15 protein-coding genes and 1 pseudogene are annotated in these 12185 nt (G+C 64.0%); 13 read left to right on the top strand and 3 right to left on the bottom strand.

Translation table 11 applies throughout. The annotated features are described in order from the left end of the window. A pseudogene (locus tag GPT34_RS07620) lies at window positions 1-87 on the top strand (IS5/IS1182 family transposase); the annotation flags it as partial. 555 nt (window positions 88-642) lie between these two features. Here the strand turns inward: GPT34_RS07620 and GPT34_RS07615 are convergent. Further along, window positions 643-1998, bottom strand: a complete 1356-nt coding sequence (locus tag GPT34_RS07615; protein WP_291010717.1) for an FAD-dependent oxidoreductase — start codon at window positions 1996-1998, stop codon at window positions 643-645. Window positions 1999-2581: 583 nt separating this feature from the next. Between GPT34_RS07615 and GPT34_RS07610 the strand changes: the two genes are divergently transcribed. After that, window positions 2582-2809, top strand: a complete 228-nt coding sequence (locus GPT34_RS07610; protein WP_291010716.1) for a CsbD family protein — start codon at window positions 2582-2584, stop codon at window positions 2807-2809. Between the two features lie 59 nt (window positions 2810-2868). Here GPT34_RS07610 and GPT34_RS07605 read toward each other — a convergent pair whose 3' ends face one another. Next, window positions 2869-3393, bottom strand: a complete 525-nt coding sequence (locus GPT34_RS07605) for a hypothetical protein (RefSeq protein WP_291010714.1) — start codon at window positions 3391-3393, stop codon at window positions 2869-2871. Window positions 3394-3549: 156 nt separating this feature from the next. Continuing rightward, window positions 3550-3735, bottom strand: coding sequence for a CsbD family protein (locus tag GPT34_RS07600; protein ID WP_291010713.1), 186 nt, complete (start codon window positions 3733-3735; stop codon window positions 3550-3552). Window positions 3736-4092: 357 nt separating this feature from the next. On the opposite strand from GPT34_RS07600, the gene GPT34_RS07595 reads away from it, so the two are divergent. From GPT34_RS07595 to GPT34_RS07545, 11 genes are all read left to right on the top strand, one after another. Beyond that, entirely contained in the window at window positions 4093-4842 is a 750-nt protein-coding gene (locus GPT34_RS07595; protein ID WP_291010712.1) for an SDR family oxidoreductase, read from the top strand. 28 nt (window positions 4843-4870) lie between these two features. Further along, on the top strand, window positions 4871-5455 hold the full coding sequence (locus GPT34_RS07590; protein ID WP_291010711.1) for a BON domain-containing protein: 585 nt from the start codon (window positions 4871-4873) through the stop codon (window positions 5453-5455). Between the two features lie 25 nt (window positions 5456-5480). Continuing rightward, window positions 5481-6035, top strand: a complete 555-nt coding sequence (locus tag GPT34_RS07585; protein WP_291010710.1) for a ferritin-like domain-containing protein — start codon at window positions 5481-5483, stop codon at window positions 6033-6035. Between the two features lie 246 nt (window positions 6036-6281). Continuing rightward, window positions 6282-7772, top strand: a complete 1491-nt coding sequence (atpD, locus tag GPT34_RS07580) for a F0F1 ATP synthase subunit beta (protein ID WP_291010709.1) — start codon at window positions 6282-6284, stop codon at window positions 7770-7772. Next, window positions 7762-8157, top strand: coding sequence for a F0F1 ATP synthase subunit epsilon (locus GPT34_RS07575; RefSeq protein WP_291010724.1), 396 nt, complete (start codon window positions 7762-7764; stop codon window positions 8155-8157). The genes atpD and GPT34_RS07575 overlap by 11 nt, the downstream gene beginning before the upstream one ends. After that, window positions 8154-8501, top strand: coding sequence for an AtpZ/AtpI family protein (locus GPT34_RS07570; protein WP_291010708.1), 348 nt, complete (start codon window positions 8154-8156; stop codon window positions 8499-8501). Before GPT34_RS07575 ends, GPT34_RS07570 begins: the two co-directional genes overlap by 4 nt. After that, window positions 8494-8808, top strand: a complete 315-nt coding sequence (locus GPT34_RS07565; protein ID WP_291010707.1) for an ATP synthase subunit I — start codon at window positions 8494-8496, stop codon at window positions 8806-8808. Before GPT34_RS07570 ends, GPT34_RS07565 begins: the two co-directional genes overlap by 8 nt. Beyond that, entirely contained in the window at window positions 8799-9503 is a 705-nt protein-coding gene (locus GPT34_RS07560; protein WP_291010705.1) for a F0F1 ATP synthase subunit A, read from the top strand. The genes GPT34_RS07565 and GPT34_RS07560 overlap by 10 nt, the downstream gene beginning before the upstream one ends. Window positions 9504-9544: 41 nt before the next feature. Continuing rightward, window positions 9545-9835 (top strand): F0F1 ATP synthase subunit C, encoded by a 291-nt coding sequence (locus tag GPT34_RS07555; protein ID WP_291010703.1) that lies wholly within the window; start codon window positions 9545-9547, stop codon window positions 9833-9835. A 3-nt stretch (window positions 9836-9838) separates the two neighbouring features. Beyond that, on the top strand, window positions 9839-10612 hold the full coding sequence (locus GPT34_RS07550; RefSeq protein WP_291010702.1) for a F0F1 ATP synthase subunit B: 774 nt from the start codon (window positions 9839-9841) through the stop codon (window positions 10610-10612). After that, window positions 10609-12159, top strand: coding sequence for an alternate F1F0 ATPase, F1 subunit alpha (locus GPT34_RS07545; RefSeq protein WP_291010701.1), 1551 nt, complete (start codon window positions 10609-10611; stop codon window positions 12157-12159). The genes GPT34_RS07550 and GPT34_RS07545 overlap by 4 nt, the downstream gene beginning before the upstream one ends. The last annotated feature ends 26 nt before the right edge of the window (window positions 12160-12185 follow it).

Here is a 12185-nt window from a genome sequence, read left to right as displayed (position 1 = left end):
ATCTTCTCGCGGTTCGAGAAACTCGACCTGATGTTCCTGGGCTTCATCAGCTTCGTGCTCGTCGCCGATGGTCTTCGGTTGTGTTAACAGGCCCTAGACCAGTCGCTCCCTGTGAAAACCGCCGCCGGTTCAAATGGGTCGAGAGCTCCAGTTCGGGATGTGGGGAAACGGACGTTCACGCAGTAGCTAGCTTCTGGTGGTTGACAGACTTCACTAACTTCAGCCTGGGACGTCTGGTAAGGGGCAGGTCACCTTGCACCTTGCTGATGATGGACACAGCCGTACCACCTTCGGCCCAACGTTGACACAGCCTGATCTTTTCAGGTGTCGGATGTCCCGTTATGTCACCCTTGGAATCCGACATCGCAGATTTTTTGATTCGGTTTTTGAGTGCGATCCCAAAGTGCAGTTCTAGGGGCTCGAACAGCACGCCAGTTTGTTGCCTTTGTGTTTCCAAGATCAAATTCACCAGCGGTCTTCCCTGTTTTCGACAGCTCTCGGAATGGCATCACATCGCGGCTTTTGGACATCTTCCAACCCTGATGCGAACAGCCCAAAACTGGTGTCGTCACGACGGTGTCTGCCAAGGGTTCGCACCCCGCAATGGCCCGTACGCCCGTCCGCGCAGCCCTGTCTGTTGGCTCAGAGCTTCGCGGCAGCCTTGCCTGCCGCCAGCAGCACTGGGTCCCAGACCGGCGAGAAAGGCGGTGCGTATGAAAGGTCCATTCCACCTACCGCTTCTGCTGTCATGCCATTCCACAGCGCCGTGGCCAGCACATCGATGCGTTTTCCCGCATCTGCTCCGCCAACAATCTGTGCGCCAAGCATCAGACCCGTCTGGCGCTCGGCCACGATCTTGATGCGCATGTCTTGGGCATCAGGGTAGTACCCTGCCCGATTCGACGCTTCGGTGATCTCGGCGAAGGCGTCAAGTCCTGCTTCTGCTGCCTCGCGTTCGGTCAGCCCAGTGCGAGCGATCTCCAGCTGCTGGAACTTGGTGATCGCTGTGCCCAGCACGCCGCCAAAGTGCGCTTCGCCACCCGCGATGTTGGTGCCGACTGCACGGCCCTGTTTGTTGGCGTGCGTGCCCAGGGCCATCACCACACCGCGCCCGGTCATCCGGTGGCGGGATTCAACGCAGTCGCCGGCAGCCCACACATGCGGCGTGTCGGTGCGCAGCTGGTCGTCGACGATGATGCCACCGCGCTCTCCCACGCCGATGCCTGCGGCGCGGGCCAGCTCCGAGTTGGCTCGCACACCCAGGCCGATGATCACGAGGTCAGCCGGGACAGGGTCTGTCTCGGTCTCGACGGCCGTCACGCGTCCGTCACTCACCTTGAAACCGGTGACGGAGGTGCCCAGTCGCAAATCGATACCCGCGGTCCGCATCGAGTCTGCCACTGCCGCGGCCATATCGGCATCCAGCACGGCACCCATCGGCGCGTCGAGCTTCTCAATCACGGTCACGGCCAGGCCTCGTGCCAGCAGGTTCTCTGCGACTTCCAGTCCAATGTAGCCAGCGCCCACCACCACCGCACGCTGAGCCCCGGCCGCAAGCGCCTGTTCCACCTGGGCCGCATCTGCGAGCGTGCGCAGCTGCAGGACACCGTCTGCGTCTATACCCGGCCATGGCGGCGTGATGCCCGATGCGCCGGTGGCGATGAGAAGGTCGTCGTAGTGCGTGGCCGACTCTTGACCCGTGTCGATATCGCGCACAGTCACTTCGGAGGCCTTGGTGTCGATGGCGATGACCTCCTGCCGAATCCGAACGTCAATGCCTTTGGCTCGGTGCTCTTGTGGGTTTCTGGCCACCAGCTCGGCCGGGTTCTGGACGAGACCCCCGATCAAGTAAGGAAGGCCGCAGGCCGCATAGGAGGTGTGCGACCCGCGCTCGAAAGCCACGATCTCGAGCTCGTTGGCAGGTAACAGCCGACGCGCCTGCGCTGCCGCAGACATCCCTGCGGCGTCGCCACCGATGATCACCAGTCGTCGTGTCATTTCCGTTTCTCCATCTTTGTCGTGTGATCGCCGCGCGACCAGGGGTTTGCAACTGGCCGTGTGACGCGGCCTGTCTGATGTGGCCAAGCCTGATCTATCGTGCATGAAACTGCTTGGCTCAAAGGCGGGAGCGGATTCACGTTGCTGCAGCAAAAGCGGCTTGCTCCACTGCGGCCGTATCCGTCTAGAGGGTACTCCTGCGTTTCGGTTCGGGGTAAGGTGCCGATCGAGCCAGTACCTGTCGCCTGGGATATCCGCGGTGGTCAGGCACCAAGCAACACCCTCTGAGGACCAGGTTCGAAACTGGACAGCCCCAGACGACGAGCATCCGACGACACCTGCCTGATCGTCTGTTCGCTGCCGCACGCCGACACAAGGCGGGTGTTCAGGTTCAGGCTTCGACTCTGGCCATGGTTTGCCACAGCACCCATCAGTGGGACAGCACCTGCTGTGATGACTATTGCGAAGGTGCCAGGATCGATGTGAAACACCTTGTGTTCGACAGCGCACAGACCTCTGGGCGGAAATACCGCACATTGCGTTTGGGGTAGATGCTTGTGTTTGCCCCGAACAGAGAGCTCACATGACCCGGGACGCCATTCAAGACAACTGGCCGGACCTTGCTGGCCATGCAAAACGGCAGTGGAGCAAGCTGACCGACGAGGATCTTCAAAGCATTGCAGGGCGCCGCGTCCCGCTGTCTGGAAAAATCCAGGAGCGCTATGGTGTTGGCCGCGAAGAAGCCGAGAAACAGATGGTCGCTTGGGAGCGGACCATGAACGATACGGTGCTGGGCAAGCGCCCCCGCTGAGCGCCTCATGCTCCACCGGGGCCCAGCACGACAGCCGGGCCACCTTGGGCCAGTGCTGTTCAGTGCCCCCTGGCCACGTAGCGGTCGGCGCGTGCTGCGTGCAGCACGCCCGGCAGGTTCTTGTGCATGACCATGGCGGGCCGATCGCCTTCAAGCCAGTGGTTGGACGACACGAACCACAGTGCCAACTCCGCTTCGTCGAAAACGCCGTGCAGCGCAGACAGCACCGGCGCCATGCTCGGCTTGAGCGCGGCGTTGGCCAGATCAAACTGGAACAAGGGCAGCATCCAGCCATGTGGCCCCAGGACCGTCACCACGGCCCGAGAGAGGATCCAGCGCGCAACCTGTGAGGTTGCTTGCAAACCGGACGCACCACCCGCATGAGAGGCCGAGTCGACGAGGCGCTGCGCCAGCTCATCCCCACTGGCCATGCCGCCCGAGTCGGCAAAGGCGGCGCAGGTAGACAGCCATTGGAACGAGGAGGGCAGGGCGTGCCAAGTCTGCACTTCGTCGACCGGGTGCGGTCCAGGCCTTGGGCATGGGTCAATCGCACGCGAGACCAGTGTTGGGCGATCTGGGTTCATGGGTGCTTTCCGGAGGTGGTGCGTTGGCGACCAGGGTAGGTGTGGACGGCTGCGCGTTGACTTGCCTGGATCCGGTCAGGGTGCTTTCGCTCTTAGCATTTCGCACGCAGGCAACGCGCATCCAGCTGCCCCGAGTCGACATGGATACTGCGTGGATCAAGGCTTTTTGATCGCGTCCTTGGCCAGCTTCCTTGCGTCACCCACAACGTGCTGGGCCTTGCCTTCGGCTTCCCGAACATAGCCCTTGGCTTGTTGCTCCTTACTTCCCAAAGCCTTGCCGGTTTGCGCCTGCACCTTGCCCGCCACTTCCTTGACCGTGCCCTTGACCTGATCTTTGTTCATTGCGCTTCATTGTTGATGGTTGAATTGACTCAGGCGGCCCACAGGCCTCCCGGGTGGCAAGTTAGTCATCGTCACCATCGGCGTCTGTGCGCTGGCGCACCCCTCGCAAGACCATGGGCCCGAACGCAGCGGGCTCAGGATAGAAGAGTCGACAACCCGTGACTGGCCTGCGTGTGGCGCGCATGCTCGCGTCTGGCCAGGGTAGCGCCACGCAGTTGTGGGCCTGTGTCTGGCAGCGCACAGACGACCGCTGCGCAAACACCGAAAGTTCATCCTCGCTGCGGCTGCCGTCTGACTTGGACGCCTAGCTCTTGCAGACAGTGCCGCCCTTGGCTGCCACACGCTGGATGGAACCTCATGCTGAAAAACAAAGTGGTGCTCGTCACCGGTGCTGCCTCAGGCATCGGCCGAGCCATTGCCCTCGTAGCCGCTCGGGAAGGGGCGCGCCTGATCCTGTCCGACATCGACGCCCACGCGGGACAAGAGACGATCAAAAAGGTGCGCGCTCTGGGCGCAGAGGCGCTGTTTGCAGCGTCCGATGCAGGGAAGGCTGGCGACGCGCAGGCGCTGGTGGAGCAGGCCATGGCGCATTTCGGTCAACTCGATGTCGCCTGCAACAACGCCGGCATCGGTGGCGAATCCGCGTTGCTTGCCGACTACCCGCTCGATGCATGGGCGGAGGTGATCAACACCAATCTTTCCGGCGTGTTCTTCGGCATGAAAGCGCAGATCCCCGCGATGCTGCGCCATGGCGGTGGCGCAATCGTCAACACCGCCTCCATCCTCGGCATGGTGGGCATGGCCACGGCGCCGGCCTACACCGCTGCCAAGCACGGCGTGATCGGCCTCACGCAGGCTGCGGCCATCGCCTACAGCGCCCAGGGCCTGCGCATCAACGCAGTGGGTCCTGGCTTCATTCACACGCCCATGGTCAGCGCGCTGGAGGAAGACGCCGATGTCAAGGCGGCCTTGATCGCGGCTCACCCCATCGGTCGGCTCGGTCTGCCCGAGGAGGTGGCCGAGCTGGTGGTCTGGCTGGCCTCCAGTCGCGCGTCTTTCGTGACCGGTGCCTATTACCCCGTTGACGGCGGTTACCTCGCTCGCTGAACGTTTTTTACTTTTTTTGGAGAACTCCATGACATTTCGCCATCCCATCCGGATCGCTTTTCTGGCCACCAGTTTCACGGTGCTCGCGGCGCTCGGCGCTTGCAGCAAGTCCGCTGAGCCCGAGGCCGTGGTCACGCCCGAGCCGCCCATGAGCCTGGGCACCCAGGTTGACGACGCTGTGATCACCTCCACCGTCAAGTCGGCGCTGCTGGCCGACGAACTTGTGAAGAGCTTCGACCTGCAGGTCGAGACCCGGAAAGGCGTCGTGCAACTCAGTGGCTTTGTCGACAACCAGGCGCAGATTGACCAAGCCCTGGCGCTGACTGGTGCTGTTGCTGGCGTCCTGAGTGTCGAGAACGCTGTCACCCTCAAGGACAGCCCGAGTACGGTCGGCACCAAGTTCGATGATGCGGCGGTGACGGGCCGCGTCAAGACGGCCTTGCTGGCGGATGCGGCCATCAGGAGCTTCGACATCAGCGTGCTCACTTTCAAAGGCGAGGTTCAGCTTACCGGCTTCGTCAACGACCAGAGCCAGATCGACCTGGCCACCCAGCTTGCCGGTGCTGTCGAGGGCGCCAGCAGCGTGAAGAACGAACTCATGATCAAGCAATAGGCCTTATTTCTTACAGGAGCCGTTCATGACTACCTCTCACAAACTCACTCCGGTGAAGACCCTGCGCAGCCAGGCCCGAAAGCACCTTGAAAAGGGCGCGGTGACCGCGGGGTACAACGCCGACCGACCCAAGGTCTTGAAGATGCTCAACGAAGCATTGGCCACCGAGATCGTGTGCGTACTGCGTTACCGCCGCCACCATTTCATGGCGCGCGGTATTCATGGCCAAAGCGTAGGTGCTGAATTTCTCGTGCACTCCAATGAAGAGCAAGGCCACGCTGACCTGCTTGCCGCGCGCATCGTGCAGCTCGGCGGAGAGCCCGACTTCTCGCCCGAAAGCCTGAGCGAACGTAGCCACGCCGAGTACCTGCCCGGCAAGACGCTGCCCGACATGATCCGCGAGAACCTCGTGGCCGAACGAATCGCCATCGACAGCTACCGGGACATGGTGCGCTACCTCGGTGATCATGATCCGACCACCAGCGACCTGCTCAAGAAGATCCTGGCGGTGGAAGAGGAGCACGCGGACGAATTGGCCGATCTGCTGGAAGGTCTGCCAGAGGATGAGGGTGCGCCTTGACTGCGGCTCCTTGATCCCAGGAGCGTGCGTACGAAGCCTGAAAGGGGCATATCGATCGGGTCTCCGCGGTCGGCGGTGTTGGCTGCGCGGGACGGGTGTGCCACTGTTCGATACCGAACAGACGGCATCACGCGAGTGGTGCAAACTATGGGCATGTTGAAAGTGTCTGATCCTGCAGCGTCTGGCGCGCCGCAGAGCGCGGTCGGCAGCGCCGGAGTCCCGCCGGCTGAATCGGGGAATGCCCGAATGAGCCGAGAAACCAACGCTCCGCAGGCTGGCACCGTCGTAGCGGTTCGCGGTAGCGTCGTGGATGTGCGCTTTGAAGGTCCATTGCCGGCTATCCACACCTTGCTGCGCGCTGGCAACGGCGGCCAGGTGGCCATCGAGGTTCTGGCCCAGCGCGACGCCCGGCACGTGCGCGGCATCGCACTGACCCCAACCCAGGGGTTGGCGCGCGGCATGGCTGTCGAGGACACGGGGGCCCCTCTGCAGGCGCCGGTCGGCAAGCCGATCCTGTCACGCATGTTCGACGTCTTCGGCGAGACCATCGACCGAGGGCCGGTGCTGGCTGGCGTGGCGTGGCGCTCGGTGCACCACCAGCCGCCGCCACTGGTACGCCGATCGACGAAATCCGAGGTGTTCGAGACCGGTATCAAGGTCATCGACGTGCTCACGCCGCTGGAGCGCGGTGGCAAGGCGGGCCTGTTCGGTGGCGCCGGCGTCGGCAAGACGGTGTTGCTGACCGAGATGATCCACAACATGATCGGCCATCAGGAGGGCGTGAGCATCTTCTGCGGCATCGGCGAGCGTTCGCGTGAGGGCGAGGAGTTGTATCGCGAGATGGAGGCCGCCGGCGTGCTGCCCCACATGGTGATGATCTTTGCGCAGATGAACGAGCCGCCAGGCGCGCGCTTTCGCGTCGGCCATGCTGCGCTGACGATGGCCGAATACTTTCGCGACGACGAGCACCGCGACGTGCTGCTGCTGGTCGACAACATCTTCCGCTTCATCCAGGCCGGCGCTGAGGTCTCCGGTTTGATGGGCAAGATGCCGTCGCGTCTTGGGTACCAGCCGACCATGGGCACCGAGCTGTCGGCGCTGGAAGAGCGCATCGCCAACACCGACAGCGGCGCCATCACTTCGATCCAGGCGGTGTACGTGCCGGCCGATGACTTCACCGACCCAGCCGCAGTGCACACCTTCTCGCACCTGTCGGCGTCCATCGTGCTGTCGCGCAAGCGCGCCAGCGAAGGCCTGTTTCCTGCCATCGATCCGCTGCAGTCCAGCTCGAAAATGGTCACGCCGGGGATTGTCGGCGAGCGGCACTACGCCCTGGCGCAGGCCATTCGCCGCACGCTGGCCCAATACGCCGAATTGAAGGACATCATTGCGATGCTCGGGCTGGAGCAGCTATCTCCAGACGACCGCAAGGTGGTCGCCCGCGCGCGTCGACTGGAGCGTTTCCTTACCCAGCCTTTCTTCACCACCGAGCAGTTCACCGGCCTGACCGGCAAGCTCGTGAGCCTGGAGGATGCCCTGGACGGCTGCGAACGGATCCTGGACGACGAGTTCAAGGATCTGCCCGAGAGCGCGCTGTACATGATTGGCTCGGTTGATGAAGCCAAGGCCAAGGCAAAGGAGAAAACCAAATCCGAGCCTGAACCGGAGTCCGAGTCCAAATCCGAACCAATGCCACAGCCGGCAAAGGAGGCCGCGCGTGCCGTCGATGACGCTTAAGGTGTTGCTGCCCTTCGAGATCTTCGTCGAAGAGACCGATGTGTCCAGCATCGTCGTGGAAACTCCGCAAGGTTCGTTCGGCCTGCTGCCGCTGCGGCTGGACTGTGTGGCGGCCCTGGTGCCCGGCATCCTGAGTTTTGAAGCCGCTGGCCAGGGCGAAGTGTTCCTGGCTGTGGACGAAGGCGTGATTGTAAAGACCGGCCCGGCGGTCGTGGTGTCGGTGCGGCGTGCGCTGCGCGGCGACGATCTGTCCCGCCTGCGCAAAGCCGTCGAGCAAGAGTTTCTGACACTGGACGCGCAAGAAGAAGAGATGCGCACAGCCATGGACAAGCTGGAGACCGGCTTCATGCAGCGGTTCGCGATGCTAGAGGATCGTTCGTCATGAGTCAGGACCCCAAGCGCACGCCACCGGCCCATGCCCCGGCCGACCCGACGCTGGCCGACCAGGTCGGCGCCAAAGCCACGCGCAAGCTCAAGGCGCGCCGCAGCGGCACGCCAGGGGTCTGGTTTGGCCTCGGTATGATGGGTTTAATCGGCTGGTCGGTGGCGGTGCCCACGCTGCTGGGCGCTGCACTCGGCCTGTGGTTGGACCAGCGCTATCCCGGTGGACGCTCGTGGACGCTGGCGCTGCTGGCGGCGGGGTTGGCCGTCGGTTGCCTGAATGCTTGGCATTGGGTGGCTCGCGAAGACCAGGCGATGCATGACGAACGGGAGGATGCCGATGTCTGACGCTTTCAATTGGGCCGCGACCATTCTGGCAGGCGCTGTCCTGGGGGTGGTCTTCTTCGGCGGGCTGTGGTGGACCGTGCAGCGGGGAGCCACCTCACCCACACCCGCGCGCTGGTTTTTCGGCAGCATCATCCTGCGCACAGCCATCGTCCTGGCCGGGTTTCACTTGGTCGGAGGGGGGCAGATGGTGCGGCTGGGGCTTTGTCTGCTCGGCTTTGTGCTGGCGCGCGCCATCGTTCTTCGTGTCACACGACCGACTCCTGCCGCCGTGACACCGCCGTCGTCGAGGGTACCGCCATGCGCCTGACACCCGATGCCTGGATCTTCTGGCAATACGGCTTCATCAAACTGAACGCCACCATTGTGTTCACCTGGGCACTGATGGCGGTGCTGGTGGTGGGCGCCGCGCTCATCACGCGCCGCCTCACCACCGGTCATGAGCGCTCTCGCTGGCAGAACCTGCTGGAGATTGTGGTGACCGCGATCCTGGGGCAAATCGAAGACGTTGGCCTGAAGGAGCCGAAACGCTACCTCGGGTTTCTCGGCACGCTGTTCCTGTTCGTCGCTGCGGCGGCGCTGGCCACCGTGGTGCCCGGCTACGAGCCGCCGACCGCGTCGCTGTCGACAACGGTGGCGCTGGCATTGTGCGTGCTGGTGGCGGTGCCGCTGTTCGGCATCTCTGGCCAGGGTCTGGGTGCCTACCTGAAGTCGTATATGAAGCCCACGCCGATCATGCTGCCTTTCAATCTGATCAGCGAAGCCTCGCGCACGCTGGCGTTGGCCGTGCGCCTGTTCGGCAACATGATGAGCGGCGCCATGATCATCGCCATTCTTCTGTCGATCACGCCCTTCGTCTTCCCCATCGTCATGACGGTGCTGGGTTTGCTCACCGGCATGGTGCAGGCCTACATCTTCACCATCCTGGCAGCGGTGTACATCGCCGCTGCGACCCGCAGTGCCGGCGGCAGCAAGCCCAAGCCTTCCCCGACGGACGCGAACTGATTCGCGCTGTCGTCATCGATTCATCACTTTAAGGACTCCCCATGGACTCTCTCACCTTGATCGCCGTCGCGTCCATCGTCATGGCCGGCCTGACCACCGGCTTCGGCACGATGGGGCCGGCATTGGCCGAAGGCAGGGCCGTGGCGGTGGCGCTCACGTCGCTGGCCCAGCAGCCCGATGCGTCGGCCACCATCACCCGCACTCTGTTCGTCGGCCTGGCGATGATCGAGTCGACGGCCATTTACTGCTTCGTGGTGTCGATGATCCTGATTTTCTCCAACCCGTTCTGGAATGCGGCGATCGAAGCGGCTACCCAGGCGGCGGGGAAGTAGGCCGTGCTCATCGACTGGTTTACCGTCGGTGCGCAGCTGCTGAACTTCATCATCCTGGTGTGGTTGATGAAGCGCTTCCTGTATCAGCCCGTGTTGGACGCCATTGCCGCCCGGGAGCAAAAGATTGCAGCGCAACTGGCGGATGCTGCCGCGACCAAGGCCGAGGCTCATGAACGGCAGGAGGAGTTCGAGAAGAAGAACCAGGCCTTCGACGAACAGCGCGCAGACCTGCTGCGCAAGGCCAAGGAGGAGGCGAAGGCCGAACGCGATCGCCTGCAACTCGCAGCCAGCGAGCAAGCGGATGCTGCGAGCGCCCAGCGCGCGAAGGCGCTGCTGGCCGACGCGCAGCACCTGCATGGCGAGATCACTCGCCAAACGCAGCAGCAGGTGTTCGACATTTCGCGTCGGGTGCTCGGTGACCTCGCGGGGGTCGACTTGGAGCAGCGGGCTTGCGAGGTCTTCATCGAGCGCCTGCAGGCCGTCGAGGGCCCCGACCTGGCCACGCTCGGCGCGGCCCTCAGGGGAGTGTCGGATGCCGAGCCCGCCTTGCTGCGCAGCGCCTTCGAGCTGGCGCAACCGCAGCGCGAGGCGATCCACACGGCCCTGGAAGCCTGCTTCGGGCAGCCGGTCCCTCTGAAGTTTGAAGCCACACCCGAACTCGTCAGCGGCATCGAACTCAGCGCAAAGGGCCAAAAGCTGGCCTGGAGCATTTCGGACTACCTCCTGGCCCTGTCATCTGACCTGGAAGAGCGGCTCGGCGTGAAGGAGGCCGCATGATGAGCAACGTGCCGGCGCCCGCCTCGCTGAAAAGTGTGGTTCAGGAGGCATTCGCCGGCATTGCTGATCGTGTACAAGCCTTCAAGCCAAAACTGATGGTTCGCGAGGTGGGCACGGTCGCCAGCGTGTCCACCGGCATCGCACGGGTTCATGGCTTGCCCGGCCTGGGCTTCGAGGAGTTGCTGTTGTTCCCGGGCGGCCTGTCGGGCATCGCTTTCAATCTCGATGAGGACGGCGTTGACGTCGTGCTTCTCGGCGACCACGCGCACCTGCACGCCGGCCAGGACGTGCAACGCACCGGCCGCGTGATGGACGTCGTGGTGGGCGATGCGCTGCTGGGCCGTGTGATCGACCCGCTGGGCCGGCCACTGGACGGCCTCGGACGTGTGGCCACGCGTGAGCGCCTGCCCATCGAGCGCCCGGCGGCGCCCATCATGGACCGCGCCCCGGTGACCGAGCCGCTGCAGACCGGTCTGAAGGTCATCGATGCCCTGATTCCCATTGGCCGTGGCCAACGCGAACTGATCCTGGGCGACCGCCAGACCGGCAAGACGGCGATCGCCGTCGACACCATCTTCAACCAGCGCGGCAAGGACGTGCTGTGCGTGTACTGCGCCATCGGTCAGCGCGCCTCGGCGGTGGCCAAGGCGGTGGCCAAGCTGCGCGAGAAAGGTGCGCTGGAATACACCGTGGTGGTGGTGGCCGAAGGCAACGACGCGCCGGGCCTGGCGTACATCGCACCCTATGCCGCCACCAGCATCGCCGAGCACTTCATGGAAGCGGGCCGCGACGTGCTGATCGTCTACGACGACCTCACCCACCACGCGCGCGCCTACCGCGAACTCTCCTTGCTGCTGCGCCGCCCGCCCGGGCGCGAGGCCTTTCCGGGCGACATCTTCTACATCCACTCGCGCATGCTAGAGCGCGCCACCCACCTGAATCAGGCGCGTGGCGGCGGCTCCATGACCGCGCTGCCCATCATCGAGACCGAGGCACAGAATATCTCGGCCTACATCCCGACCAACCTCATCTCCATCACCGACGGCCAGATCGTGCTGTCGCCGTCTTTGTTTGAGCTGGGCGTGTTGCCCGCCATCGACGTTGGCACCTCGGTCTCGCGCGTGGGCGGCAAGGCGCAGCGCGCGGCCTACCGCGCGGTGGCGGGAGACCTCAAGCTGGCTTACGCGCAGTTCGAAGAACTCGAGACCTTTGCGCGCTTCGGCGCCCGGCTCGACGACGACACACGCCAGTCCATCAAGCACGGCAAGCGCATCCGCGCCTGCCTGGGCCAGGCTGAGCTGTCGCCGGTGTCGGTGCCGGCGCAGATCGCCATCCTGCTGGCGCTGAATGCGGCGCTGTTCGACGACGTGCCACTGGAGCGCATGACCACTGCCCAGCAGGCCGTGCAGGACGCAGCCAACGCGCTGCCCGACGACCTGGTCGAGCGACTGACCGAGGCCGAGCAGCTGACCGACGCCGATCGCGAGCAGGTCACTGCGGCCGCTCGCCGGGCGATCGAACCGTTCCTCGCCCCGACACCAGCTTGAGCCGGGTCAGCCGTCCAGACCGAACC

It is taken from the genome of Hydrogenophaga sp. (genome assembly GCF_011390835.1).
Lineage (GTDB): Bacteria > Pseudomonadota > Gammaproteobacteria > Burkholderiales > Burkholderiaceae_C > Hydrogenophaga.
This window is presented reverse-complemented; position numbering and strand designations above follow the sequence as displayed.

Excerpts from the sequence above, each read along its gene's own strand:
- GPT34_RS07615 (WP_291010717.1), bottom strand. The coding sequence starts at position 1,998 with ATGACACGACGACTGGTGATCATCGGTGGCGACGCCGCAGGGATGTCT.
- GPT34_RS07610 (WP_291010716.1), top strand. The coding sequence starts at position 2,582 with ATGACCCGGGACGCCATTCAAGACAACTGGCCGGACCTTGCTGGCCAT.
- GPT34_RS07605 (WP_291010714.1), bottom strand. The coding sequence starts at position 3,393 with ATGAACCCAGATCGCCCAACACTGGTCTCGCGTGCGATTGACCCATGC.
- GPT34_RS07600 (WP_291010713.1), bottom strand. The coding sequence starts at position 3,735 with ATGAACAAAGATCAGGTCAAGGGCACGGTCAAGGAAGTGGCGGGCAAG.
- GPT34_RS07595 (WP_291010712.1), top strand. The coding sequence starts at position 4,093 with ATGCTGAAAAACAAAGTGGTGCTCGTCACCGGTGCTGCCTCAGGCATC.
- GPT34_RS07590 (WP_291010711.1), top strand. The coding sequence starts at position 4,871 with ATGACATTTCGCCATCCCATCCGGATCGCTTTTCTGGCCACCAGTTTC.
- GPT34_RS07585 (WP_291010710.1), top strand. The coding sequence starts at position 5,481 with ATGACTACCTCTCACAAACTCACTCCGGTGAAGACCCTGCGCAGCCAG.
- atpD (WP_291010709.1), top strand. The coding sequence starts at position 6,282 with ATGAGCCGAGAAACCAACGCTCCGCAGGCTGGCACCGTCGTAGCGGTT.
- GPT34_RS07575 (WP_291010724.1), top strand. The coding sequence starts at position 7,762 with ATGACGCTTAAGGTGTTGCTGCCCTTCGAGATCTTCGTCGAAGAGACC.
- GPT34_RS07570 (WP_291010708.1), top strand. The coding sequence starts at position 8,154 with ATGAGTCAGGACCCCAAGCGCACGCCACCGGCCCATGCCCCGGCCGAC.
- GPT34_RS07565 (WP_291010707.1), top strand. The coding sequence starts at position 8,494 with ATGTCTGACGCTTTCAATTGGGCCGCGACCATTCTGGCAGGCGCTGTC.
- GPT34_RS07560 (WP_291010705.1), top strand. The coding sequence starts at position 8,799 with ATGCGCCTGACACCCGATGCCTGGATCTTCTGGCAATACGGCTTCATC.
- GPT34_RS07555 (WP_291010703.1), top strand. The coding sequence starts at position 9,545 with ATGGACTCTCTCACCTTGATCGCCGTCGCGTCCATCGTCATGGCCGGC.
- GPT34_RS07545 (WP_291010701.1), top strand. The coding sequence starts at position 10,609 with ATGATGAGCAACGTGCCGGCGCCCGCCTCGCTGAAAAGTGTGGTTCAG.